Source organism: Sphingosinicella microcystinivorans (assembly GCF_027941835.1).
Lineage (GTDB): Bacteria > Pseudomonadota > Alphaproteobacteria > Sphingomonadales > Sphingomonadaceae > Sphingosinicella.
Genome location: NZ_CP116005.1, coordinates 3,696,086 through 3,720,117, shown reverse-complemented (window position 1 = coordinate 3,720,117; position 24,032 = coordinate 3,696,086). Strand labels below are relative to the sequence as shown.

Annotated in this window: 24 protein-coding genes; 12 read left to right on the top strand and 12 right to left on the bottom strand. The window is 69.1% G+C overall.

Going from position 1 to position 24,032, the window contains the following annotated elements:
• Positions 1–2 precede the first annotated feature (2 nt).
• From PE061_RS17940 to PE061_RS17930, 3 genes are all read right to left on the bottom strand, one after another.
• Positions 3–926, bottom strand: a complete 924-nt coding sequence (locus PE061_RS17940; protein WP_271256578.1) for a hypothetical protein — start codon at positions 924–926, stop codon at positions 3–5.
• Positions 927–936: 10 nt separating this feature from the next.
• Complete coding sequence (locus tag PE061_RS17935) at positions 937–1,275, bottom strand: PilZ domain-containing protein (RefSeq protein ID WP_271256577.1); 339 nt, start codon at positions 1,273–1,275, stop codon at positions 937–939.
• A gap of 86 nt (positions 1,276–1,361) precedes the next feature.
• Positions 1,362–2,396, bottom strand: a complete 1,035-nt coding sequence (locus PE061_RS17930; protein WP_271256576.1) for an SPOR domain-containing protein — start codon at positions 2,394–2,396, stop codon at positions 1,362–1,364.
• Between the two features lie 201 nt (positions 2,397–2,597).
• On the opposite strand from PE061_RS17930, the gene PE061_RS17925 reads away from it, so the two are divergent.
• The 3 genes from PE061_RS17925 to PE061_RS17915 are packed head-to-tail and all read left to right on the top strand — an operon-like array spanning position 2,598 to position 5,340.
• Positions 2,598–3,311: a ParA family protein gene (locus PE061_RS17925; protein ID WP_271256575.1), complete on the top strand. Its 714-nt coding sequence runs from the start codon at positions 2,598–2,600 to the stop codon at positions 3,309–3,311.
• A gap of 39 nt (positions 3,312–3,350) precedes the next feature.
• Complete coding sequence (locus PE061_RS17920; RefSeq protein WP_271256574.1) at positions 3,351–3,965, top strand: hypothetical protein; 615 nt, start codon at positions 3,351–3,353, stop codon at positions 3,963–3,965.
• A gap of 28 nt (positions 3,966–3,993) precedes the next feature.
• Positions 3,994–5,340 carry a tetratricopeptide repeat protein gene (locus PE061_RS17915; RefSeq protein WP_271256573.1) on the top strand — a complete coding sequence of 449 codons (1,347 nt, stop codon included), beginning with the start codon at positions 3,994–3,996 and terminating at the stop codon, positions 5,338–5,340.
• Here the strand turns inward: PE061_RS17915 and PE061_RS17910 are convergent, their stop codons facing one another.
• Entirely contained in the window at positions 5,341–6,573 is a 1,233-nt protein-coding gene (locus PE061_RS17910; protein WP_271256572.1) for a dihydroorotase, read from the bottom strand.
• On the bottom strand, positions 6,570–7,574 hold the full coding sequence (locus PE061_RS17905) for an aspartate carbamoyltransferase catalytic subunit (RefSeq protein ID WP_271256571.1): 1,005 nt from the start codon (positions 7,572–7,574) through the stop codon (positions 6,570–6,572). Before PE061_RS17905 ends, PE061_RS17910 begins: the two co-directional genes overlap by 4 nt.
• Before the next feature lie 235 nt (positions 7,575–7,809).
• On the opposite strand from PE061_RS17905, the gene PE061_RS17900 reads away from it, so the two are divergent.
• Positions 7,810–9,138 carry an MFS transporter gene (locus PE061_RS17900; RefSeq protein WP_271256570.1) on the top strand — a complete coding sequence of 443 codons (1,329 nt, stop codon included), beginning with the start codon at positions 7,810–7,812 and terminating at the stop codon, positions 9,136–9,138.
• Here the strand turns inward: PE061_RS17900 and ruvX are convergent.
• Complete coding sequence (gene ruvX / locus PE061_RS17895; RefSeq protein ID WP_271256569.1) at positions 9,135–9,602, bottom strand: Holliday junction resolvase RuvX; 468 nt, start codon at positions 9,600–9,602, stop codon at positions 9,135–9,137. The two genes, PE061_RS17900 and ruvX, sit on opposite strands and share 4 nt — an antisense overlap.
• Positions 9,599–10,873 carry a DUF3089 domain-containing protein gene (locus tag PE061_RS17890; RefSeq protein ID WP_271256568.1) on the bottom strand — a complete coding sequence of 425 codons (1,275 nt, stop codon included), beginning with the start codon at positions 10,871–10,873 and terminating at the stop codon, positions 9,599–9,601. Before PE061_RS17890 ends, ruvX begins: the two co-directional genes overlap by 4 nt.
• Before the next feature lie 68 nt (positions 10,874–10,941).
• Here PE061_RS17890 and PE061_RS17885 point away from each other — a divergent pair, with 68 nt between their 5' ends.
• The 7 genes from PE061_RS17885 to PE061_RS17855 all read left to right on the top strand — a co-directional run bounded on the left by PE061_RS17885 (position 10,942) and on the right by PE061_RS17855 (position 17,545).
• Positions 10,942–12,636, top strand: coding sequence for an N-acyl-D-amino-acid deacylase family protein (locus PE061_RS17885; protein ID WP_271256567.1), 1,695 nt, complete (start codon positions 10,942–10,944; stop codon positions 12,634–12,636).
• A gap of 63 nt (positions 12,637–12,699) precedes the next feature.
• On the top strand, positions 12,700–12,987 hold the full coding sequence (gene gatC / locus PE061_RS17880) for an Asp-tRNA(Asn)/Glu-tRNA(Gln) amidotransferase subunit GatC (RefSeq protein WP_271256566.1): 288 nt from the start codon (positions 12,700–12,702) through the stop codon (positions 12,985–12,987).
• Positions 12,987–14,462, top strand: a complete 1,476-nt coding sequence (gatA, locus tag PE061_RS17875) for an Asp-tRNA(Asn)/Glu-tRNA(Gln) amidotransferase subunit GatA (protein WP_271256565.1) — start codon at positions 12,987–12,989, stop codon at positions 14,460–14,462. The genes gatC and gatA overlap by 1 nt, the downstream gene beginning before the upstream one ends.
• A gap of 57 nt (positions 14,463–14,519) precedes the next feature.
• Complete coding sequence (locus PE061_RS17870) at positions 14,520–14,801, top strand: AbrB/MazE/SpoVT family DNA-binding domain-containing protein (protein ID WP_271256564.1); 282 nt, start codon at positions 14,520–14,522, stop codon at positions 14,799–14,801.
• Positions 14,798–15,211 (top strand): type II toxin-antitoxin system VapC family toxin, encoded by a 414-nt coding sequence (locus PE061_RS17865; RefSeq protein WP_271256563.1) that lies wholly within the window; start codon positions 14,798–14,800, stop codon positions 15,209–15,211. Before PE061_RS17870 ends, PE061_RS17865 begins: the two co-directional genes overlap by 4 nt.
• Positions 15,204–16,700, top strand: a complete 1,497-nt coding sequence (gene gatB / locus PE061_RS17860) for an Asp-tRNA(Asn)/Glu-tRNA(Gln) amidotransferase subunit GatB (RefSeq protein WP_271256562.1) — start codon at positions 15,204–15,206, stop codon at positions 16,698–16,700. The genes PE061_RS17865 and gatB overlap by 8 nt, the downstream gene beginning before the upstream one ends.
• A 158-nt stretch (positions 16,701–16,858) precedes the next feature.
• Positions 16,859–17,545 carry a PEP-CTERM sorting domain-containing protein gene (locus PE061_RS17855; RefSeq protein WP_271256561.1) on the top strand — a complete coding sequence of 229 codons (687 nt, stop codon included), beginning with the start codon at positions 16,859–16,861 and terminating at the stop codon, positions 17,543–17,545.
• A gap of 55 nt (positions 17,546–17,600) precedes the next feature.
• On the opposite strand, the gene PE061_RS17850 is transcribed toward PE061_RS17855, so the two are convergent.
• Positions 17,601–18,113: a hypothetical protein gene (locus tag PE061_RS17850; protein WP_271256560.1), complete on the bottom strand. Its 513-nt coding sequence runs from the start codon at positions 18,111–18,113 to the stop codon at positions 17,601–17,603.
• A 138-nt stretch (positions 18,114–18,251) separates the two neighbouring features.
• Between PE061_RS17850 and PE061_RS17845 the strand changes: the two genes are divergently transcribed.
• Positions 18,252–18,803 carry a hypothetical protein gene (locus PE061_RS17845; RefSeq protein ID WP_271256559.1) on the top strand — a complete coding sequence of 184 codons (552 nt, stop codon included), beginning with the start codon at positions 18,252–18,254 and terminating at the stop codon, positions 18,801–18,803.
• On the opposite strand, the gene PE061_RS17840 is transcribed toward PE061_RS17845, so the two are convergent.
• The 4 genes from PE061_RS17840 to PE061_RS17825 all read right to left on the bottom strand — a co-directional run bounded on the left by PE061_RS17840 (position 18,800) and on the right by PE061_RS17825 (position 24,003).
• A complete protein-coding gene (locus tag PE061_RS17840) occupies positions 18,800–19,291 on the bottom strand; it encodes a YbjN domain-containing protein (RefSeq protein ID WP_271259242.1) in 492 nt (163 codons plus the stop codon). The genes PE061_RS17845 and PE061_RS17840 overlap by 4 nt on opposite strands.
• A 123-nt stretch (positions 19,292–19,414) precedes the next feature.
• Positions 19,415–19,732, bottom strand: a complete 318-nt coding sequence (locus PE061_RS17835) for an accessory factor UbiK family protein (RefSeq protein WP_271256558.1) — start codon at positions 19,730–19,732, stop codon at positions 19,415–19,417.
• 69 nt (positions 19,733–19,801) lie between these two features.
• Positions 19,802–22,918, bottom strand: a complete 3,117-nt coding sequence (locus PE061_RS17830) for an efflux RND transporter permease subunit (protein ID WP_271256557.1) — start codon at positions 22,916–22,918, stop codon at positions 19,802–19,804.
• Positions 22,915–24,003, bottom strand: a complete 1,089-nt coding sequence (locus PE061_RS17825) for an efflux RND transporter periplasmic adaptor subunit (RefSeq protein WP_271256556.1) — start codon at positions 24,001–24,003, stop codon at positions 22,915–22,917. Before PE061_RS17825 ends, PE061_RS17830 begins: the two co-directional genes overlap by 4 nt.
• Positions 24,004–24,032: the final 29 nt, after the last annotated feature.

The following is a 24,032-nucleotide window of genomic DNA, read 5'->3' as shown; positions in this document are numbered from 1 at the left end:
GCCTAGCGCCGCGCGCGGTCCCGGCGGGTCGCGATGAGGACGCGGACACCGATCACGCCCTCGCGGATCAGCTCGATCCGCCTCAGCCAGCGCTCGCCTTCCGCAAGCAGGTGCGGGATCAATGCCTGTCCCTCCGGCTCGCGGTGCAGCGCGCGAATCCGGTCGATCGCGCCGCCCCAGCTGTATTCGACCTCGGCGGCATAGTCGGCGGAGATGTCGCTGACCGCGATGACGGAGAGGCGCGCGTCCTCCACCAGCCGCGAAAGCGTTTCCACGGTGCGCAGGCGTGGCCGCACGGGCTCCGCCTCCGCCCATTCGCGGTAGCGCGGCGATGCCGTCTGGCGGTCGTCGGTCATCACGAGGCTGCGCACCGCGACCTGACCGCCGGGCGCGAGCGTTTCGCACTGGCTGCGGAGCAGCGTCGTCAGCGGTTCTCCGCGTTCGGTGATGCCATCGACGAGGATGAAGTCGGCGTCCGGCAGCAGCGGCCCGTCGGCGGCGCGCAGCAGCGCGACGCGCCCGTCCGAAGCGGCGGCCAGCGGCTTCTGCGTCTCGGCGGCGAGCACGGTGCAGCCGATCCCCGCATGGAGTTCGCTGGCGACGCCGCCGAGTTCCGCGCCGAGATGAAGGACGCGGCTGTGCTGCCCCAGTCCCGCGCGCGCCGACAGCGCCCTGAGCTGGGATACGCCGCGCGGCGTCAGCGAACCGTCACCCCATACGATCTGGGCTGCCGCGACACGTTCGGGTGGCCAGTTCGAGGTTTCGGAAGGCTGCGGCGGTACCGCCTGCGCGTGAGGCAGGGAAGGTAGGCGCGGCGAACGGGCCGCGTCCTCGTTGGCGACGCGGGCGGCGAGACGGCGTTTCAGCTCGGCAAGGTCATAGCCTTCCCACCATGCACGAAGGCGCTGCCGCAACGGTCCGGGCATCGGGATGCCGTCAGGCATCGAGGGCAGAATCGACGGCCGCCGTCATCCCCGCGCAGAGCGAGGCGAGCGCGAATGTCGCGGCATCCTCGCCCACGGCAAACCGCAGCGCAGCGCCGTCCCGTCCGACGCGGACGACGCGCGCGCGAATCGCACCGGCGAGCGGATGGGAAAGCACGACCTGCTCGTCGATGTGGAGCGCGTGGCCGGTTTCGACGAAGGCGCCGGCGGCGGAGACATCGCGGAGCGAGGCCCCGATCTCCACGCCCGCGGCGTGAAGCGTGCAGAAACGCCCGCTGCGTGCCGGAGCGGCATGGGGCCGCGGAAATTCCCGGATGTTGTTGCTGATCATTCGCCGTCTGCCCCGCACAAAAGCAACTCTCGGGACATACGGGTCCCGCGGGCGTCCAGAGCTAGCGCAAAGCCGTCGATGAAAGGTTAATTGGTGTGGACCGCGAAGCAGGCCCTGCCGGTGTCGCGCAGGCGCTGGCAGACGGCGTTCGCCTCGGCGGCGTCCGCGAAGCTGCCCGCCTGCAGGCGCACCATGTTGCCGCCAACGGAGTAGGCCGGTTCGAGGCCGGAGACGATGCCCGGATGCTCGCGGCGCAGCGCCGTCCATGCCTCGCGCGCGCGCGCTTCCTGCGAGAAGGCGCCGAGCTGGATGCGCCATCCGCCGCCGATGCTGCTCGCGGCGGCCGTCGTCGGCGCGGCGGCGCGGGGCTGCGGGATCTCGGCGCTGGACACGATCGTCCGCGCCGGTGCGGCGACCGGGCGGGGGCTTGCCGGGGCCGGAGCCGGGACGGCTGCTGCTACCGCGGCCTTCGGCGCCGTCTCCTGCGGCTTGTCCGCCGCGATGGCGTTGTCGAGCTTGCGGGGTGCGGGAAGGGGCTTGCCGCTTGCGGCGAGCTTGTCGCCTGTCGTCATCGCTTCCGCCATCTCGCTGCCGCTCGCCCGGTCGGCGGGCGACAGGCTTGCCGTCATGGTGGCAAGCGCCCGCCCGGCCTGCGGCAGCCCGGCATTGTTCGCCTGAGTCATATATGCATAGGCGAGGGGCCAGTTCTTCGGCAGCGTGTCGCCGTTGAAGTGGAGCACGCCGAGCATGTACTGCGCGCGGGCGTCGCGCTTCGCCGCCGCCTTCTGCCAGAGCGCCGCGGCCTCGGCCTTCTCGCCGCGCTGGGCGAGCAGGATGCCGAGGTTGGACTGGGCCGGCGCATGGCCCTTGTCGGCGGCGCGGCGGTAGAAGTCCTCCGCCTTCGCCTTGTCGAGCGGAACGCCGCGGCCGAGCTTGTAGGCCTGCCCCATGTTGAACAGCGCGTCGGGATCGCCCTTCGCCGCGAACGGCATCCATTCGACGACCGCGCCCTTGTAGTCGCCCGCCTGCCACTTGACGACGCCTTCCTTGACGCCTGCAAGTGCCGGAACCGAAACGAAAAGGCTGAGGAACGCAGTCGCGGTGATGAGGCCGTGTCGCATGGTGGGGTTCTCTAGAGCAGTCTTTCCGGCAAGGGAATCCCTGACAGGCCTTACGGGGCCGTGAACGGAAAACCCCCTGCCGCATTCCCGCGCGAAACCGCCCGGGGGTTTTCACGAAATAACCCCAAGGCTTTACCGAATATTAGCTTTGTGCGTGCGATCCATGCCCCTGCAATTCGCAGAGTCTATGGGGAAAAGCCAATGCGCGTTCTCGCGTTAGCTTCACAAAAGGGCGGTTCGGGCAAGACCACCCTCAGCGGCCACCTCGCTGTTCAGGCGCAGAGGGCCGGCGCGGGGCCCGTCGTTCTCATCGACATCGACCCCCAGGGCTCGCTGGCCGACTGGTGGAACGAGCGTGAGGCCGAGATGCCCGCCTTCGCGCAGACGACCGTCGCACGGCTCGTCACCGACCTTGAAATGCTGCGGCAGAAGGGCTTCAAGCTCGCCGTGATCGACACGCCGCCGGCGATCACCGTCGCCATCCAGAGCGTGCTCTCGGTCGCCGAGCTCGTCGTCATCCCGACCCGCCCGAGCCCGCACGACCTGCGCGCCGCAGGCGCCACGGTCGAGCTTTGCGAGCGCGCGGGCAAGCCGCTCATCTTCGTCGTGAACGCGGCGACGCCGCGCGCCAAGATCACCTACGAGGCCGCCGTCGCGCTCTCGCAGCACGGCACGGTCGCGCCGGTGACGCTGCACCACCGCACCGATTTCGCGGCCTCTATGATCGACGGCCGCACGGTCATGGAGATCGAGCCCGACGGCAAATCCTCGCAGGAGATCGAGGAACTGTGGGCGTACATCGCCGATCGCCTCGAGAAGAATTTCCGCCGGACCGTGTTCAATGCACCGGGCCAGCATGTGCCGACTCCTGCCGTGCGGGCCGCCGGCGGGTTCGGCCGGAAAGCTGTCAGCTAACAATAAGATGCAAGGGGCCGTTCCGGGGAAAGGTAAGTTATGAACGAGGCCAACTATGCTTCTTTGACCGCCGGTCTGCTCGCGCGGAAGGGACAGGCGCGCCCGGCGATGCGTCCGCAAGGCTACGGCTTTGCGTCCGACGACGATCTCGGCTGGAACGACATGGGCGGCACCGACATGCTGACCGCCGAGCAGCGCGCCGCGCTGATGCCGGCACAGCCGATGCACTTCCAGCCGCGCCCGGCCGTGGAGCTCGATCAGGCCGTGCCGTCGCCCGTCGCCGTGCAGCAGCAGGCGATCGCCGATGAGTTCGCGGCGGCCGCAGCTGCGGTCGTGCGGACGCCCGAGCCGGAATCCGCCGATCTGCCCGAGGCTCCGGTCTCGGTGCCGGCGTCCGTGCCCGTGGCGACGGCGATCCCGTCGATCAACGTGGCGCCCGCGCAGCCCGTGCACCGTCCGCGTGCGGCGGCCGGGTCCAAGGCGAAGGCGGCGTTCACGCTGCGGCTCGACCCGGACCGTCACATGAAGCTGCGTCTCGCGTGCGTCTACGCGCACCAGTCCGCGCAGCAGCTTGTGACCGCGGCGCTCGATGAATATCTGTCCACGCATTTTCCGGATGCCGTGAAGGACGTGAGGAAGTCCGCCGCCAACTAGGCGCGAACGGGGTGAAGGGGCCAAGACCATGCAGACTCAGCGCAATACGGTGCTCAAGCTGGCCGCGAGCGCATTCACGCTCGGGGTCTCTCTGACGGCCTGCCAGTCGTCGACCAGCCCGGTGGCGCACGTGAACACCGCGATCGGCGCCGTCGACGCCCCGCAGCCTTCGGTCGTCCTCATCAAGCAGGCGGAAGCCGCGCGGCTCGCGGGCAATCCGGCGGCGGCGATCAGCTTCGCCGAGCTTGCCGTCACCGCCGATCCGCAGAACGCTGATGCGCGCTTCACACTCGCCAAGGCCTATACGGCGGCCGGCCGCTACCAGTCGGCGGCCGAAGCCTACGGCGACCTTTCGGCGATGAACTCCGACGACGCGAACGTCCGCTTCCGCGCCGCGCTTTCGTCGCTCGCGGCGGGCAACCGCTACACGGCGCTGTCGACGCTCGACGCGCTTGCGGACGAACCCTCGCTCGCGGCCGATGTCGGCCTCGCGCTGGCGCTTTCGGGCGAGACCCGCAAGGCGATCAGCCTGCTTGAGAAATCCGTCCGTGCAGGCACCTCGACGCCGCGCCTCCGCCAGAACCTCGCGCTCGCGCAGGCGCTTTCCGGCGAATGGGCCGCGGCGCGCACGACCGCCTCGATGGACCTGACGCCGGACGCGGTCGACGCCCGCGTGGCGGAATGGGCCGCGATCGCCTCCAACACCGACAGCGCGTGGCGCACCGCCTCGGTGCTCGGCGTGGAAATGGCCGCGAACGACGCCGGACGCCCGGTCGCGCTCGCATGGGCGCCGCCGCAGGCCGAGACGATGGTGGCGGTGGCGGACGTGCAGCCCGCCGTGGACGTCCCGGTCGCAGAAAGCGCGCCGGAACCCGTGGCCGTCGCCGCCGTTCCCGAACTGGCCCCGGCAGTCGTCGCCGAAGCCGCGCCGACCGTTCGGCCCGAGCCGGTCGCCATTGCCCGCGCCGAGGTGCCGGTCGCGGCCGAGCCCGCGCAGCCGATCGTGAAGATCCGCGCCGTGCAGCCCGCCTTCGACGCGCCGAAACCCGTTTCCGCCGTGAAGCGGGAGATCCGCGCGCTGCCGAAGCCGACGCATGGCGCTTGGGTCGTCCAGCTCGGCTCCTACGCGAAGCCGGAATTCCTGAACGCCGGCTGGAAGACGCTCGTGCGCAAGAACAGCGCGCTCGGCGAGTTCGATCCGATCCGCAGCCAGATCGAAGTGAAGGGCGCGACCTACCACCGCCTCGCCATCGGCTCGTTCGCGAACGTCACCGAGGCGGTCGACCTCTGCCGGAACCTCAAGGCCGAGGGCTACAGCTGCTTCGTCCGCAAGGGTACGGGTGCGCCGGAAGCGACGTCCTCCAAGAAAGCCTGATCAGCCCGCGAAGGCGATCTCGCCGCCTTTCACGGTCCATCTCACGCGGCCCTGCACGGGAAGCCCGTCGAACGGCGTGTTGTCGCCCGCCGAGACGAACTTCGACGCGTCGATGCGCCACGGCGCGCCCGGATCGAACAGCACGATGTCGGCAGGCGCGCCCACGCCGAGGTTTCCGCCCGGCACGCCGAAGATCGCGGCCGGCGTCGCGCTCATCATCGCGATCAGGCGGGAGAGGGGCACGCCCGCGTTCTCGCCCGCCGAAACGGCCAGCGCCAGCAGCGTCTCCGCGCCGGACATGCCGGGCATCGCCTGCGCGAACGGAAGCCGCTTCTCGTCCTGCCCGCGCGGGTCGTGCGCCGAGGTGAGGCAGTCGATGGTGCCGTCCGCAAGACCGCCGAGCAGCGCGCGGCGGTCGTCCTCGGCGCGGAGCGGCGGCGACAGGCGCGTGAAGGTGCGATAGCCGGTGACGGCCTCGTCGTTCAGCAGCAGATAGGCGGGCGCCGTGCCGCAGGTGATGCGCGCGCCGCGCGCGCGCGCGGCGCGGATCACGTCCAGCCCCTCGGCGGTCGTCACCTGATGGATATGGAGCCGCGCGCCCGCCGCCTCGGCGAGCCGCACGTCGCGCGCGATGGCGACGGCCTCAGCGATTGCGGGGGCGGAGGCGAGGCCGAGCCGGGTCGCGGTCTCCCCCGTCGTCGCTTCCGCGCCTTCGGTGAGGGCGGCGTCCTCGGCGTGAACCACGGTGACGAGATCGAACGCGGCGGCATATTGCAGCAGCCGGTGCATGACGGCTGCCGAGGCGATCTGCCGACGCCCGGTGGCGATGCCGACCGCACCCGCCGCCTTCATCAGCGCCACCTCGGCCAGCTCGCTTCCGGCAAGGCCGCGCGTCGCGGCGGCGAGCGGGTGCACCCAGACGTGCGGCTTGCCGATCCGCTGCGCGCGCTCGGCGAGCGCGGGATCGTCGATTACGGGCGACTGGTCGGGCATCAGCAGCGTGCGGGTGATGCCCCCCGCGAGGAACGCCGCCGGTTCCGATTTGAACACGCCCGCGTCGACAAGGCCGGGCGCGGCGACGAGGCCCGACGCGTCGATGCGCTGCGCGTCGGACGGGATTTCGGGCTTGCCGACCGCCGCGACGGCGCGATCCGCGATGAGGATGTCCGCCGCCGTGTTCGTCCCGCGCGCGGGGTCGATGACGCGGGCGCCGAGAATCGCGAGCGGCCTCATGCGTGCGTCTCCCAGCCCGGAACCCCGCGTCGGGCGCGCGTCAGCACGTCGAGGCAGGCCATGCGGACGGCGACGCCCATCTCGACCTGCTCGGTGATCGCGGAGCGGGCGATGTCGTCGGCGACCTGCGATTCGATCTCGACGCCCCGGTTCATCGGGCCGGGGTGCATGACGAGCACGTTGTCGCCCGCCGTCGCGAGGCGCTTCGCGGTGAGGCCGAAGAAATGGAAATACTCCCGTTCCGAAGGGACGTAGGCCCCCGCCATGCGCTCGCGCTGGAGGCGGAGCATCATGATGACGTCCGCGCCTTCCAGCCCCGCGTCCATGTCGGTGAAGGCGGCGACCCCGAAACGCTCGACCCCGGCGGGCATCAGCGTCGGCGGCGCGACCGCGCGCACCTCGGCGCCGAGCGCGGCGAGCAGGTGGAAGTTCGAGCGGGCGACGCGGCTGTGCAATATGTCGCCGCAGATCGCGACCTTCAGCCCCTCGATGCGACCCTTGCGGCGGCGGATGGTGAGCGCGTCGAGCAGCGCCTGCGTCGGGTGCTCGTGGCGGCCGTCGCCCGCGTTCAGCACCGGGCAATCGACCTTGGAGGCGATGAGCGCGACCGCGCCGGAGGCGTCGTGGCGGATGACGATCACGTCCGGGTGCATGGCGTTCAGCGTCAGCGCCGTGTCGAGCAGCGTCTCGCCCTTCTTCATCGAGGACGATTGCACGGCCATATTGACCACGTCCGCGCCGAGGCGCTTGCCGGCGATCTCGAACGACAGCAGCGTGCGCGTCGAGTTTTCGAAGAAGGCGTTGATCTGGGTGAGGCTGGCCAGCCGGTCGTCGCGCTTGTGCGCGCTGCGGCCGAGCGTGACCCAGTGTTCGGCCTCGCCGAGCAGGAAGCCGATCTCCCACGGCTTCAGGCCTTCGATTCCAAGCAGATGCGCGTGCGGAAAGGGATGCGCCCCCGGCGGCACGGCCGGAAGCGGAGCGGGTTCGGGTAGCGATGTCATTAAGCCCGAGCCTTTAGACGCGCGCGGGCGCTGCGGCAAGAGGTCCGGAAGGTTACGATGTTCATGCGGATGCCCGAAAAATTCCAGTGTGACTTTCCGTGGTGCGGGCGCGGGGCCGCCCGAGACCACCCCTACATCAGGCGGGACGCTGCAGGGCAGGCGTTTCGCCCTGCAAACGTGCAGGCTTGACGCTGCGGCCGGTGCGGGGCACGCCCCTCAGCCAAGGGGAGCGCCGATGAAGCACGAGGAAACCGCCGATCTGCCGTATCTGAAGAAGGTCGTGGGGGCCTCGATGGCCGGGACGGTCGTCGAATGGTACGAGTTCTTCCTCTACGGCACCGTCGCGACGCTGGTGTTCGGCAAGCTGTTCTTCCCCGATACGGGCAACGAACTGGACGGCATCATCGCGGCGTTCGCGACCTACGCCGTGGGCTTCATTGCGCGGCCGCTCGGGGGCGTGGTGTTCGGCCATATCGGCGACAAGGTGGGGCGCAAGTCGCTGCTGCAATTCAGCCTCGTGCTGATCGGGCTTTCGACGTTCCTGATGGGCTGCCTGCCGTCGTTTCATGCGATCGGCTACTGGGCGCCGCTGCTGCTGGTGACATTGCGCTTCATCCAGGGCTTCGCGCTCGGCGGCGAGTGGGGCGGTGCGGTGCTGCTCGTCACCGAGCACAGCCCGAACCGCAGCCGCGCCTTCTGGGGCAGCTTCCCGCAGGCGGCGGTGCCGCTCGGCAACCTCGCCGCGACGGTGGTTCTGCTCGTGCTCTCCGCCACGCTTTCCGAGGAGGCGTTCCTGTCGTGGGGCTGGCGCGTGGGGTTCTGGCTCTCCGTCGTGATCGTCGCGATCGGCTACTACATCCGCACGCAGGTGACGGACTCGCCGATCTTCGAAGCCGCCAAGGCCGAGATGGAGGAGAAGGCGCACACCGGCTACGGGCTCACGGAGGTGTTCCGGTGCTATCCGCGCGGCGTGTTCACGGCGATGGGCCTGCGCTTCGGCGAGAACATCCTCTACTACATGGTCGTCACCTTCTCGATCACCTACCTGTCGCACCGGGGCACCGACACCACGCGCATCCTGACGCTGCTGTTCTTCGCGCACATCCTGCACGTGTTCGTCATTCCCGCGGTCGGGCGCGCGGCGGACAGGGTCGGGCGGCGGCCCGTCTACCTGCTCGGCGCGCTGCTGACGATGGCGTGGCCGTTCGCGGCCTTTCCGATGCTCGACACGGGTGCGACGGCGGTGGTGCTGGCGGCCATCATGGCCGGGATGATCGTCCACGCGCTGATGTACGCGGCGCAGCCCGCGATCATGACCGAGATGTTCCCGACGCGGATGCGCTATTCGGGCGTCTCGCTCGGCTACCAGCTGACGGCGATCGTCGCCGGATCGTGGGCGCCGCTGATCGGCACCGCGCTGCTGCGCGAGTACGGCACGTGGTGGCCGATCGCCGTGTATATCCTGATCGCCGGGGCGGTGAGCCTGATCGCGGCGCTGGTGATGCGCGAGACGAAGGGCGCGTCGCTGGTGGCGCTCGACCGGGAGGATGCGGCGCGCGGCTAGGCCGCCAGCGCCAGCGCGTCGATGGCGGCTTGCAGGATGTGGGCGGCGGCGAGGGCGTCGACGCGTTCGGCGCGCTTGGCGCGGCTCATGTCCGCGGCGATCATCTCGCGGGTGACGGCGGCGGTGGAGAGGCGCTCGTCCCAGAGGAGGACGGGGAGGGCGAACTCGGCCTCCAGCGCGCGGGCGAAGGCGCGCGTCGCCTGCGCGCGCGGGCCGTCCGAGCCGTCCATGTTCACGGGATAGCCGAGCACGATCCCGGCAAGCGCGCGGCCGCCTGCGAGGCGGCGGAGTTCGGCGAAGTCCTGCGTCTGCTTGCGGCGGGCGATGGTCTCGGCGGGGCTCGCGAAGCGCCATTCGGCGTCGCAGAAGGCGACGCCGACGGTCTTGGTGCCGAGGTCGAGGCCCGCGAGGACGCCGCCCGAAGGAAGCGCCGCCGCGAAATCGGCGGCCGAGCGCGTGCTCATTTCGTGCGTCGGGGGGGCGCGGCGGGCGCCGTCAGCGCCGCCTGCGTGCGGCGTTCGGCGTCCGTGCGCAGGTTCGCCCAGAACAGCGGATAGTCGTAGACGTGGTAGTTGTTGCCGGGCAGCACGTAGGAGCGCAGCGCCTTCGGCGGCTTCTCGCCGATGCTGAGATAGCCCTTCTCCATGCACTGCGCGCCGACGACGCCCGCTTCCAGCGCCGCGTCTTCGTAGGTTTCGTCGAACGGGATCAGCGTGCCGAGGTTGCGGGCCGCGCCGTAGGGATCGGGCTTGGCCGCCGGGGCGCCGTCTGTCTGGGCCACGGCCTCATCGACGGGATTCTCCGCCGCCGGCGCGTCGTCGTCCTCCGCCGTCACCGTTTCGTCTTCCTCCGCACCCACCGCAAGCGGCAGCGTCGGCCCGGCGAGCGGATCGGTGCAGAGCAGGTGCGTGTCCTTGCGCGGTTCGCCGGTGAGGCCGGTGGTCGTGTAGAACGGATTGAAGATCGATTCCGGCTGCGCGGGCTCGGCATAGCTCTGGTACGCGATGATGCAGCGCGTCTCCTCCGGCGTCTCGCAGGGCTTGAGGCCGAGCGCCGGGAGGTCCGCCTCGATCGAGATCGGCCAGCCGATCAGGTACGCCGCGACGATGCGGTCCGCGACCGGCGTGCCGGCGATCTTCTGCGCGAGCAGCGAGACGAGGTGCAGCGACCCCTGGCTGTGACCCGCGAGGATGATCTTCCGGTCCGCCGGGATTTCGCGCAGGAACAGCTCGAACGCCTTCTCCACGTCGCTGTAGGCGAGCGCGAACGCCTTCGCCGAATCCGGCTCGCCGAGCGAGAGGAAGGCGCCGAACGTCGCCTGCCGGTACTTCGGCGCCCAGACCTCGCCGATGCCGTTGAACACGCTCGCCTGGCTCTTCAGGAACACGGTCTGCCGGAAGCGCGGATCGCCGGTGAGCGCGATGGGCGCGTTCCAGCGGTCGCCGCGCAGGTAGGTGGTCGGGTGCACGTAGAAGACCGCGACGGCGGGCTTCGGCGCCGGGCTGTAGCCCTCGGGCGTCCAGCGCACGACGTCGGCCGGGATGCCGGGGCGGGCGAGCCACGCGTCCGCGCGGTCGTAGAAGGTGGGCGGCGGTTTCGGGCTTTCTGCGAAGCTCACCTCCGGCACGAAGGCGGCGCGCATCAGGTAGGGCGCGAACAGCCGGTACGCGAACGTGCCCGCGATCGCGAGGATGATGAGAGCGGCGATGATGGCGAGAAACCGACGCGCGGCCAAGTTGCTGGACTCCTTTGATCGGGCGCTTAGCATGGTGTCCATGCGACGAGAATACAGGGGTTAACACCATGCGTATCACTGAGGTTCCTTTTGCCGTTTGCATCGCCCTGCCGCTTGCCGCCTGCGCGGCGGGCGGCGCATCGCCCGCGCTTCACGACCTCGTGATTCGCGGCGGCACAATCTACGACGGCTCCGGCGGCGCGGCCGAGGTCGGCGACGTCGCCATCGACGGCGACAAGGTGGTCTCGGTGGGTCCCGCCGCGCGCGGGCGGACGGAGATCGACGCGACCGGCCTCGCCGTGGCGCCGGGCTTCATCAACACGCACAGCTGGGCGACCGAATCGCTGCTCGTCGACGGGCGTGGCCTCGGCGACCTCAAGCAGGGCGTGACGCTGGAAGTGATGGGCGAGGGCTGGACGATGGGTCCGCTCAGCGACAGGATGAAAGCGCTTCAGACGAGCCGCATGGGCGACGTGAAATACGACATCACGTGGACCAACCTCGGCGAGTATCTGACCCGCCTCGAAACGCAGGGCATCGCGCCCAACGTGGCGAGCTTCGTGGGCGCGTCGACGGTGCGCATCCACGAACTCGGCGAGGACGACGTCGACCCCAGCCCTGAGCAGCTGAAGCGGATGCAGGGGCTGGTGAAGGCCGCCATGAACGAGGGCGCGCTCGGCGTCGGCTCGGCGCTGATCTACGCGCCCGGATCGTTCGCGGAGACGCCGGAGCTGGTCGCGCTGATGCAGGCGGCGGCACCCTGCGGCGGGCGCTACATCAGCCACATGCGCTCGGAGGGCGACAATATCCTCGCCGCCGTCGACGAACTGATCGACATCGCGCGGCAATCGAAGGCGCCCGCGATCATCTATCACCTGAAACAGGCGGGCAGGGCCAACTGGGGCACGCTCGACCCGGTGATCGCCAAGGTCGAGGCCGCGCAGAAGGAAGGCCTCGACATCACCGCCACCATGTACACCTACCCGGCGGGCGCGACCGGCCTCGACGCGGCGATGCCGCTCTGGGTGCAGGCGGGCGGCGAGGAGGCGTGGATCCAGCGGCTGAAGGACCCGGCGATCCGCGCCAAGGTCGCCGCGGAGATGAAGACGCCCGGCGACGGCTGGGAGAACCTCTACTATCAGGCGGGGACGCCGGACGGGCTGCTGCTGCTCGGCTTCAAGAGCGAGGCGCTGAAGCCGCTCACGGGCAAGACGCTCGGCGAGGTCGCGCGCGAACGCGGCAAGAGCCCGGAGGAAACCGCGATGGACCTCGTGGTGGAGGACGGCAGCCGCGTCGGCACCGCCTATTTCCTGATGAGCGAGGCCAATGTCGCCAAGCAGACGACGCTGCCGTGGATGAGCTACGGCTCCGACGCCGACGCGCCCGCGACCGAGGGCGTGTTCCTGAAATCGAGCACGCACCCGCGCGCCTACGGCAACATCCCGCGCCTGCTCGGCAAGTACGTGCGCGAGGAAAAGACGATCGGCCTGTCGCAGGCGGTGCGCCAGCTCACCTCCTTCTCGGCGCAGCAGCTCGGCATCGAGGGCCGCGGGCGGCTGGCACCGGGCTACTACGCGGACGTGGTTGTGTTCGACCCCGCCACCATCGCCGACAAGGCGACCTTCGAGAAGCCGCACCAGTACTCGGTGGGCGTGCGCGACGTGTTCGTGAACGGCCAGCAGGTGCTGAAGAACGGCGAGGCCACCGCCGCGCGGCCGGGCCGCTTCGTGAAGGGACCGGGCGCGGGGAAATGTCCCGCATAGCGCGCTTGCCCGCGCCCGAAGCCGCGTGCTAACGGCTCGGCCTCAATCAATCCGGGGTTTTGCATGTCCGTTGACGCCGCAACCGTCAAACGCGTCGCGCATCTTGCGCGCATCAGGATCGACGACGACAGGTCCGCCGTGATGGCCGAGGAGCTTTCCAAGATCCTCGGCTGGGTGGAGATGCTCGGCGAGGTGGATACGGACGGCGTGGAGCCGCTGGCGGCGGTGATCCCGAACAGCTTGCGCTGGCGCGAGGACGTCGTCACCGACGGCGGCATTCAGGACAAGGTGCTCGCGAACGCGCCGAAGGCCGAGTACGGCTTCTTCGCCGTGCCGAAGGTGATCGAATAATGACGTCGCTCACCGACCTCTCGCTCGCGGCGATGCGCGACGGGCTGCGCGCCAAGGCCTTCTCCGCCAAGGAACTCGCCGAGGCGCACGTGAAGGCGGTGGAGGCCGCGCGCGTGCTGAACGCGTTCACGGTGGAGACGCCGGAGCTGGCGCTGAAAGCGGCCGAGGCGGCGGATGCGGCGCTGGCGCGAGGAGAGGCGAAGCCGCTCTCGGGCATCCCGCTCGGCATCAAGGACCTGTTCGCGACCGAAGGCGTGCAGACCGCCGCTGCCTCGAACATCCTGAAAGGCTTCAAGCCGCCCTATGAGTCGACCGTGAGCGGCAGGCTGCTCGCGGACGGCGCGGGGATGCTCGGCAAGCTCAACATGGACGAGTTCGCGATGGGCTCCTCCAACGAGACGAGCGCGTTCGGCACAGTCATCAATCCGTGGCGCGGGAAGGGCAACGAAAGCCTCGTGCCGGGCGGCAGCTCGGGCGGCTCGTCGGCGGCGGTCTCGGCGCGGCTGGTGGCGGGCGCGACGGGGACGGACACCGGCGGCTCGATCCGCCAGCCCGCGGCGTTCACGGGTATCGCTGGCATCAAGCCCACCTACGGCCGCTGCTCGCGCTGGGGCATCGTGGCGTTCGCAAGCTCGCTCGACCAGGCCGGGCCGATGGCGCGGGACGTGCGCGACTGCGCGATCCTGCTCAAATCCATGTGCGGGTTCGATCCCAAGGATTCGACCAGCCTCGACCTGCCGGTGCCGGACTTCGAGGCGGCGCTGACCGGCGACCTCAAGGGCAAGCGCGTCGGCATCCCGAAGGAATACACGGTCGAGGGCATCCCGGCGGAGATCGAGGCGCTGTGGAAGAAGGGTGCGGACATGCTGCGCGACGCGGGTGCGGAGATCGTCGACATCTCGCTGCCGCACACAAAATACGCGCTGCCGACCTATTACATCATCGCCCCGGCCGAGGCCTCGTCCAACCTCGCGCGCTATGACGGCGTGCGCTACGGCCTCCGCGAGGCGCCCGAGAACGGCAGCCTCATCGACATGTACGAGGCGACGCGCTCGGCGGGCTTCGGAACGGAGGTGCAGCGGCGCATCCTGATCGGCACCTACGTGCTCTCGGCGGGCTATTACGACGCCTATTACCTGAAGGCGCAGAAGGTGCGGGCGCTGATCCAGCGCGACTTCATGCAGGCGTTCGAGCGCTGCGACGTGATCCTCGCGCCGACCGCGCCGAGCGCGGCGTTCGGCATCGGCGCGAACGTCGACGACCCGATCGCCATGTACCTGAACGACGTGTTCTGCGTGCCCGCGAGCCTCGCGGGGCTTCCCGCGATGTCGGTCCCCGGAGGGCTTTCCGACGACGGCCTGCCCCTCGGCCTCCAGATCATCGGGCGTCCGCTCGACGAGGAAGGCGTGCTGAACGCGGGCTATGCGATCGAACAGGCCGCGGGCTTCACCGCGCGGCCGGAGGCGTGGTGGTGACGTTGACGACATGGGGATGAGGTATTACCTTTTGAGCGAGGTAATACGAGGCGTGCCATGCAGACCAACATGACCATCAAGGGGCAGGTGACGATCCCCAGCGCCATCCGCAAGGCGGCGGGTCTGGTGCCCGGCCAGCCGGTCGAGGTCGCGATCAACGATCGCGGCGAGGCGGTGGTGCGTCCGGTGGATGCGGATGCGGAGCGCGAGAAACGGATTCAGGACAAGCTGGCACGCATCCGCGAAGTGCAGGCCAAGTTTCGCGCGCAGGACACCATGCCGGGCTACACGAGCGACGAGTGGTATCAGTTGATGCGCGGCGATCCGCCCGAAGTATGATCGTCGACACGAACGTCATGTTCGATCTGATGTCGAGCGGCGAGGAGTTCGCCGCCGTATCCTCGCGGTCGTTCGCCATTCATGCAAGCGCGCGGCAGCCGATCATCAATCACATCATATTCGCAGAAATCTCGCCGCATTTCCAGACGCCCGCGCACCTGCGACAGATGCTGGACAGCCTCGGCATCATGGTCACGCCGATCACCGATGAAGCAGCGCACCGGGCGGGACTCGCCTTTGCCGAATACCGGCGGCGCGGCGGCAAGCGTGAGGCTCTGCTTCCGGATTTCCTGATCGGCGCGCACGCTGAAACGCTCGGCGTGGCGGTGATGACACGCGACATCCAGCGTTTTCGAAGTTACTTCCCGACCGTTGAACTTATCGATCCAAGGACGAATGGCCATGGCTGACCCAGCCCCCTACCGCATCCACGGCGAAACCGGCGCGTGGGAGGTCGTGATCGGCCTCGAGGTGCACGCGCAGGTCACGTCGAACGCCAAGCTGTTCTCGGGTGCGGCGACGGTGTTCGGGGCGGAGCCGAACACGCAGGTGAGCCTTGTCGACGCGGCGATGCCGGGGATGCTGCCGGTGATCAACGGCGAGTGCGTGAAGCAGGCCGTCCGCACCGGCCTCGCGCTCGATGCGAAGATCAATCGCTGGTCGCGCTTCGACCGGAAGAATTACTTCTACGCGGACCTGCCGCAGGGCTACCAGATCAGCCAGTTCCAGCACCCGATCGTGGGCGAGGGCGAAATCCACATTGATCTCGGCGAGGGGCGCACCAAGACGGTGGGGCTGGAGCGCATCCATCTGGAGCAGGACGCGGGCAAGTCGATGCACGACCAGTCGCCGCGCTATTCCTACGTCGATCTCAACCGTTCGGGCGTCGCGCTGATGGAGATCGTCTCCCGGCCGGACATGCGCTCGCCGGAAGAGGCGGGGGCGTATGTGAAGAAGCTGCGCTCGATCCTGCGCTACGTGGGAAGCTGCGACGGCAACATGGAGGAAGGCTCCATGCGCGCCGACGTGAACGTCAGCGTGCGGAAGCCGGGCGACCCCTTCGGCACGCGCTGCGAGATCAAGAACGTGAACAGCGTCCGCTTCGTGCAGGCGGCGATCGAATACGAGGCGCAGCGGCAGGTGGAGATCATCGAGGGCGGCGGCACCATCGTGCAGGAAACGCGCCTGTTCGATCCCGGCCGCATGGAGACGCGCGCGCTGCGCTCCAAGGAGGACGCGCACGACTACCGCTACTTCCCGGACCCGGACCTGCTGCCGCTGGAATTCGATGATGCGTTCATCGAAGCGCGTCGCGCCGAGCTGCCGGAACTCCCGGACGCGAAGCACGCGCGCTACGTGCGCGACCTCGGCATCAGCGACTACAACGCCAGCGTGCTGACGGCGGAGAAGGAATCTGCCGACTGGTTCGAGCGGCTGCTGGCGCTGACGGCCGAAAAGCAGGGCAAGAGCCTGCCCGACGTGGCGCGCGCGGCCTCCAACTGGGTGATCTCGGACCTCTACGGCGCGCTCAACACGCTCGGCAAGGACATCGCGGACAGCCCGATCACGCCGGAGCAGGCCGCCTCGCTGCTCGCGCTGATCGGCGACGGCACGCTTTCGGGCCGCCTCGGCAAGGACGTGTTCCAGATCATGCTGGAAACCGGCGGCGACCCCGAAAAGATCGTCGAGGAACGGGGCCTGAAACAGGTCTCCGACACCGGCGCCATCGAGGCGGCGATCGCCGAGGTTCTGGCGAAGAACGCCGACAAGGTCGCCGAATACAAGGGCGGCAAGGAGGCGCTGTTCGGCTTCTTCGTCGGTCAGACGATGAAGGCGACTGGCGGCAAGGCCAACCCGAAAGTGGTGAACGAACTGCTGAAGGCGGCGCTAACCGATTGAGATCGTTACGTAACGATTCGTCGGCCTGCTTGACACTTCCGGATTCCGGTTTCTGCAAGACGCTGGATTCGCGGCGTTAACCATAGTGGCACGCGGTTTGCGTTGTGCCGGACGATGTTGCCTGAGTCGCTTTGGGACAGACATCGGAAGGAACAGACATGCGCGTACAAATGACGGGCGGCGTTCTCGCCGCGATGCTGATCGCGGGAAGCGCACAGGCGGTCCCCCTCTCGTTCACGAAGCTGGACGGCGTGACCGGCGGCGACATTGCCAATACGGCGGTCTTCAAGGCCGATCTTTCGACGATCGACGGCATCATTGCCTCCATCATCATCCGCGACAGCGGTCTGCCGAGCGGCTCGTCGCCGGGACAGTTCTCGGGCTTCGATCTCGATGCGATCAAGATTTCGGCGACCGACTGCGCGACGGCGGCGTGCGCTGCCGCGGCCGCGGGTCTCGACGTGTTCTCGTTCCTCGGCAGCAGCGTGGTGTTCACGCCGGGAACGCAGGCGGCACCGGCCGATCCGAAACTGTTCGGCACGAATGCAGCGGGCACGGGCCTCGACAACGGCGTCGCGACGCTCGGCGCGTTCGACGGAGAGTCGAGCACGGTGACGCCGGACGGCTTCATCAGCCTCGGCGACAACGGCGTGATCGCCTTCAACCTGACCTCGGCGATCTCGGGCCTCGGATATTTCCTCTATATCGGCGAGGTCGGCGACAACGGCGAGGTGGCCGCGAGCGACATACAGGTTCTGCCGACGCGCGTGCCGGAACCGGGAATGCTCGGCCTGCTCGGAATCGGCATTGCCGGTTTCGGCCTGATGCGCCGCCGCGCGGCCTGAACGTCTGTATCCGCGAAGGCGGAGATGCCGGAACGCCGGTATCTCCGCCCGGCGCCTACTGCGGCGACGCGGCGTCCTCCGCCGGTTCCGGCGGCGGGGCTTCCTCCGCTTCGGAAGCCGTATCCGCTGCCGATGCGTCCTCGGCGGATGCGGGGACGACCGTCTCTGCGGTTTCAGCGGCGGCAGGTTCGGGCGTGGCTGCCGCAGCGACGAACCTGATCGCGGTGCCGGTGGCGGCCGTGCTGCCCCAGCTCATCAGCGTGACGCGGGAATCGCCGTAGCCGGCCTTGATGACAGCATCGGCGCCGAGCTTCTCGCCGCGCTCCCAAAGCTCGCGGTAGATCTTCTCCTGGCTGGCTTCCTTGCTGAAGATCGTCGCCTTGCGGATTTCGGCCTTCACCTCGCCGATCACTTCATACGGGCGGTCGGTGATGTCATACGGGAACACGGGAACGCCGACGGCTTCATTGACGACGACATAGGTCTTTGCCGTCTTGTCCTTGGCCTCGGCGGAAACGGCGCCGACGGACAGGGTGCAGACGAGCGCAAGGCTTGCAACGCGCAGCATGACGATTCCTCCCCCGGAACAGAACCCCGACTCGAGCGGCGGTTACGTGCCGCGACGGTAATCCATCCTCTCCACCGGGGGCGATTGCAATCGTCACGGCGGCGGAACATGATCATTTTGACGGGGGGAGGGGATCGAATGGCGCGTCCGACAGGCATTGCAGGGCTGCTTGCGCTCTGCACGGCGGGATTTGCCGAGGCGCAGGCCGTGCGGGTGCCGCAAGGCACGGTGCTGGAGTTGATGGTGCTGAATGAAGTCAGCACGCGGAACGCGGTTGCCGGAACGCCGGTCGTGCTCCGGTTGAACCAGCCGCTCGTCGTGGAGGGGCGCGTGCTGCTCGCGGTGGGGGCGAAAGCGCTCGGCGAGGTCACGGAGGCGAAGGGCAGCGAGGCGGGCGGGGGACGCGGGAAGATGACCGCGCGCCTCACGTATCTGGAGGCGAACGGCCGGCAACTGCCGATCACCGGCGATCTCAGCGAGGTCGGGACCGGCGGCAAGTCCGACGATGCGCTGCGCTGGGTCCTCGCGCCGTTCTACGCGCCGTTCGCGCCGGGCAACAATGCCAAGCTCAAGGCCGGGCAGATCGTGAATGGCGTGCTGACGACGGATTATGACGTCACGTTCGACGCGGACGGGAAGGCGCAGTTTGCGCCGGCGGCCGCGCCCGCACCCACCGGACCGGTCTCCTAGGCCTCGCCGACCGTGTCGATCAGCGCGGCGTCGAGCGCCTCGCGCGGGGTCTTGCCGGCCCAGAGGATGAACTGGAAGACGGGATAGTAGCGCTCGCACTCGTCGACCGCGGCCTCGACCAGCGTTTCGGCCTGCGCGAGCGACAGGCCGCTGTCCTCGTCGGCGCTTTCCAGCATCGAGGCGTGGCGGAACAGCAGCGTGCCGTCCGTCGACCACATCTCGAAATGGCCGAGCCAGAGCTGCTCGTTGATGAGGCTGAGCACTTCCCACACGGCGGCGCGGCGGTTTTCCGGCACGCGGATGTCGGGCATGGCAATGAACTGGAGGACGCGCTCTTCCTCGCGCCAGAGCGCGCGCAGCTGGTACGTCGTCCAGCTGCCCTCGACGCGGGCGATGAGCTCCTCGTCGCTGGCGCGCTCGAAGGACCAGCCGTGCGCGCCGAAATAATGCTCGAGCATGTCGAGCGGCGCTGCCGTGGCCTGGGCCATTTCAAGTTCGAGTTCGGTCAATCCCTTGTCCACCAGAGTTCAGCCCTGCACTACATATGGTGCGATGCCCGTCCGCGGCACGCAAGACGCTGCGTGCCGGTTCTCGCGAAATTGCTGTGGATATCAGGCGGCGGTCGCTGATTTCGCGGCCTTCCTCGCCGCGGGCTTGCGCGCCGGGGCCGGTTTTGCGGGCGCCGTTCCCGCCGCCGCTTCGAGCTTCGCGATTCGCGCCTTCAGTTCCTCGTTCTCGGCGCGGGCGTTCGCGGCCATCTGCTTCACGGCCTCGAATTCCTCGCGCTTCACGAGATCGAGACCGGCGATGAAATCCTCCATGCGAGCCCGGAAGCCCGCCTCCATCTCGCGGCCCATGCCGGCGAGCGAACCCATCGCGCCGGTCGCCATGCGCGAGAAATCGTCGAAGAAGCGGTTTTTGGACTGCATGGGTCGGGGCGCCTTCAGCTGTGCTCTCGCGCCTAATATGGCGGTCATGCGGCCGGTTTCAACCGTGCTTTATTCGGCGGGGGCCGGGGCGGGCGCGGCGCCGCGCTCCTCCTCCAGCCTGCGCGTCACGGCGAGCGGGGAGCCGGTGCCCCGGGCGAGCCGCCTGTAGAACACGGGGATGACGAACAGCGTGAGCAGCGTCGCGAGGCTGACGCCCCAGACGACGACGGTGCCGATCGCCTGACGTGAGGCGGCGCCCGCTCCGCTCGCCAGCATCAGCGGCACCGCGCCGGCCACCGTGGCGATCGAGGTCATGATGACGGGGCGCAGGCGGCGCACGGCGGCGCGGCGGATGGCGTCGTCGAACGCGACGCCCTGGTCGCGAAGCTGGTTGGCGAACTCGACGATGAGGATGCCGTTCTTGGCCGCGAGCCCAACGAGCATGACGATGCCGATCTGGCTGTAGAGGTTGAGCGACTGGCCCATCACGACGAGGCCGAGCAGCCCGCCGCCGACCGCGAGCGGCACGGCGAGCACGATGACGCCCGGATGCACCCAGCTTTCGAACTGCGCGGCGAGCACGAGGAACACGAGCAGGATGGTGACGCCGAGCACGCCCCAGATCGCGCCGCCCGTCTGCTTGAAGGCGCGGCTTTCGCCGTCGTAGCCGATGGCCGCGACTTCCGGCAGCGTCGAGGCTTCCGCCTCCAGCCAGTCGAGCGCCTGCCCGAGCGAATAGCCGGGCGCCACCGAGCCTTCGAGCGTGATGGCGCGGAGCTTGTTGAAGTGGCCGAGCTCGCCCGCGTCCGCGAAGCTGCGCAGCGTCACGAGGTTCGACAGCGGAATGACGTCGCCCGTGCGCGAGCGGACGTAGACGTTGGAGAGGTCCTGCGGCGTCAGCCGGTCCTTCGGCTCGGCCTGCACGATGACGCGATATTCCTCGCCCCGGTCGATGTAGGTGGTGACGCGCCGCGAGCCCATCATGGTCTCCAGCGTGCGGCCGATGTCGCTCACGGAAACGCCGAGGTCGCCGGCGCGCGTCGTGTCGATGTCGACGAGGAGCTGCGGCTTCGTCTCCTTGTAGTCGGCCTCGAGGTTCTCGATGCCGGGATAGGCGGCGGCGGCGTCCATGATCGCGTCGCGGGCGCGGGCCAGTTCCTCGAAGGTCGCGCCTGCGATGACGAAGCGGATCGGGCGGCCGCCGCGGTTCGCGCCGAGCGTCTGCCCGCCCGATGCGAAGGTGCGGACGCCCGGATAGTCCTCCAGCGCCTTCTGGATCATCTGCGCGGCTTCCGCCGTCGTCTCCTTGCGCTCCGACCAGTCCTTCAGGAACACGGTGATGCGGCCGTTGGAGAAGTCCTCGGTCGTGCCCCAGCTTCCGGGCGCGCGCACCACCATGCGGCGGATCGGGCCGTCGTCGATCATCGGCAGCACGCGGGCCTGCAGGTCCTCCATGTAGCGGACCATCTGCTCGTAGCCGGTGCCTTCCGCGGCGGTCGCGTTCACCTGCAGGTTGCCGGTGTCCTCGAGCGGCGCAAGCTCGGAGGGCAGCGTCGTCGCGAGCGCGACGCAGGCCGCGACGACCGTGGCCGAAATGCCGCCGATCAGCAGCGGGCGGCCCAGCAGGCGGCCGAGCGCGCGGTCGTAGGCGGCCGAGAGGCGTTCGAAACGCGCGTCGACCCACTTCGTCATGCGGTTGCTGCCCGTTTCCGCGGTGAGCATCTTCGAGCAGAGCATCGGCGTCAGCGTCAGCGCGATGAAACCCGAGAAGGCGACCGCGCCGATCATCGCCGCGGCGAGCTCGCGGAACAAGAGGCCGGTGTTCCCGGCAAGGAACATGATCGGCACGAACACCGCGCAGACCACGGCGGTCGTCGCGATCACGGCGAACGCGACCTGCCGCGCGCCCTCATAGGCGGCGACGAGCGGCGTCTCGCCGTGCTCGATGCGGTAGTAGATGTTCTCCAGCACGACGATGGCGTCGTCGACGACGAGGCCGATGGCGAGCACCAGCGCGAGCAGCGTGAGAAGGTTGATCGACAGCCCGAGCGCCCAGAGCACGGCGAAGGTGGCGATCAGGCAGATCGGCACGGTGACGGCCGGAATCACGGTCGCGCGCAGCGAGCCGAGGAACAGGTAGATGACGAGGATGACGAGGATCGACGCCTCGGCGAGCGTCTGCCAGACGTTCTTGATGGCCTCCGAAATGAAGACCGAGCTGTCGTTCGACACGTCGATGCTGACCCCTGCGGGCAGCATCTTCTTCGTTTCCTCGATCCGCGCCTTGACCTCCTCGGCTACCGCGAGCGTGTTCGCGCCCGACTGGCGGACGATGCCGATGCCGACGCCCGGTTTGCCGTTCGAACGGAAGAAGCTGTAGGGGTTCTCCGGCCCGACCTCGACGCGCGCGACGTCGCCGAGGCGGACGAGATGCCCGTCCGCGCCGCGCGAGACGACGAGCCCGCGGAAATCGTCCACCTTGCTGTAGGCGCGGGCGACGCGGACCGTGAGGTTCTGCGTTTCCGCCTCGATACGGCCGGCGGGCAGCTCGACGTTCTGCGCACGCAGCACGCTCTCGATGTCGTTCGGCGTCAGCCGGTAGGCGGCGAGCTTCTCGCGGTCGAGCCAGATTCGCATCGCGGGCCGCGACAGGCCTGCGACCTGCACGCGCGCGACGCCGTCGATCGAGGAGAAGCGGTCGACGAGGATGCGGTCCGCATAGTCGGCGAGCCAGAGCGGATCGCGCTCCTCGCCCGAGAGGTGCATCCAGAGGATCGGCATCGAGTCGACGTCGACCTTGCGGATTTCCGGCGGGATCACCTCGTCCGGCAGGTCGTCGGCAAGGCCGCCGACGCGGTCGCGGATGTCGTTCGCGGCGTCGTCCACGTCGCGCGTCGCGGAGAACTCGATGGTGATGTCGGCAACGCCGTCGCGCGAACGCGAGCGGATCATCTCGATGCCCTCGACGCCGGCGATCCGGTCCTCGACGAGCTGGGTTATGCGCGATTCGACGACGCTGGCGGCGGCGCCGGGATAGGCGACCTCGACCGAGACGATCGGCGGCTCGATGGCCGGATATTCGCGGACCGGGAGCGAGAAGAAGGCAATGGCGCCGGCCAGCACGATGACGAGGCTGACGACAGCTGCGAACACCGGGCGCTTGACCGAGACATCGGAGAGGATCATCGCGACTTGCCTGCGCCCGCCGCGGCGCCGGAGAGCGCGCCGGTGGTCGCGCCTTCGGGCTCGCCGGGGAACACCGGCCTCACCTCGGCATCATCGCGCACCTTGACGACGCCGTCGGCGACGATGCGGTCGCCGCGCTTGAGGCCGCCGGTGATCTCCGCCATGCCGCCCGCGCGCATACCGACCTCGACCGGCACGCGGTTCGCGACGTTCTTGTCGTCGAGCCTGAACACGAACTGGCGGTCGCCCTGCGCGACGAGCGCCAGCTCCGGAACGGCGAGCGCGTCGCGCGGATTGGTGACGATGGAGACGGTGAGCAACATGCCGGGGCGCAGGCGCCGGTCCGGGTTCGGCAGCAGCGCGCGGATCGCGACCGAGCGGGTGATGGGATCGACCTGCGGCTCGACGCCCTCGACGGTGCCGCGGAACACCTCGCCCGGCCACGCGGCGGCGCGCGCCTCGATGTTCTGCCCGGTCTCGATCGCCGAGATGAAGCGCTCGGGCACGGTGAAGTCGAGCTTGATCGAGCTGACGTCGCTGATCGTCGCGATCTCGGTGCCCGCCGTCACGACGCTGCCCGGCGACAGGCGGCGCAGGCCGACGACGCCGGAGAAGGGCGCGCGGATGATGCGGTCGCCGATCTGCGCGCGGATCGCGCTCGCCTGCGCGCGCGCCTGATCGCGCGCGGCGATCTGGGCGTCGATGCTGGCGTTGGTGGCGAAGCCGCGCTGCTGGAGTTCGCGCAGGCGGTCGAGCTGCTGCTGCGTCTCGCGCGAGCGCGCCTCGGCGCTGGCGAGGTCCGCGGTCTGCTCGACGGCGCGCAGCACCGCGATCACGGTGCCGGCCTGCACATAGGCGCCGTCGGTGAAACGCAGCGAGTCCACGCGTTCGGTGACGGTGGAGGTGAGCGTCGTGGATTCGCGCGCGTAGGCGGTGCCGACCGCGTCAATGCTGTCGACGAAGCGCGTGGGCTCGACAACGCCGCCGACCACGGTCGGCGCGCGGCCTTCACCGCTTCCCTTCTGTCCGCCGCAAGCGGCCAGCACCACGGCGAGCGCGAACGCAACGTGCCTCGATATCGACAATTCCCACTCCGATCAGGCGTACGCCGCTG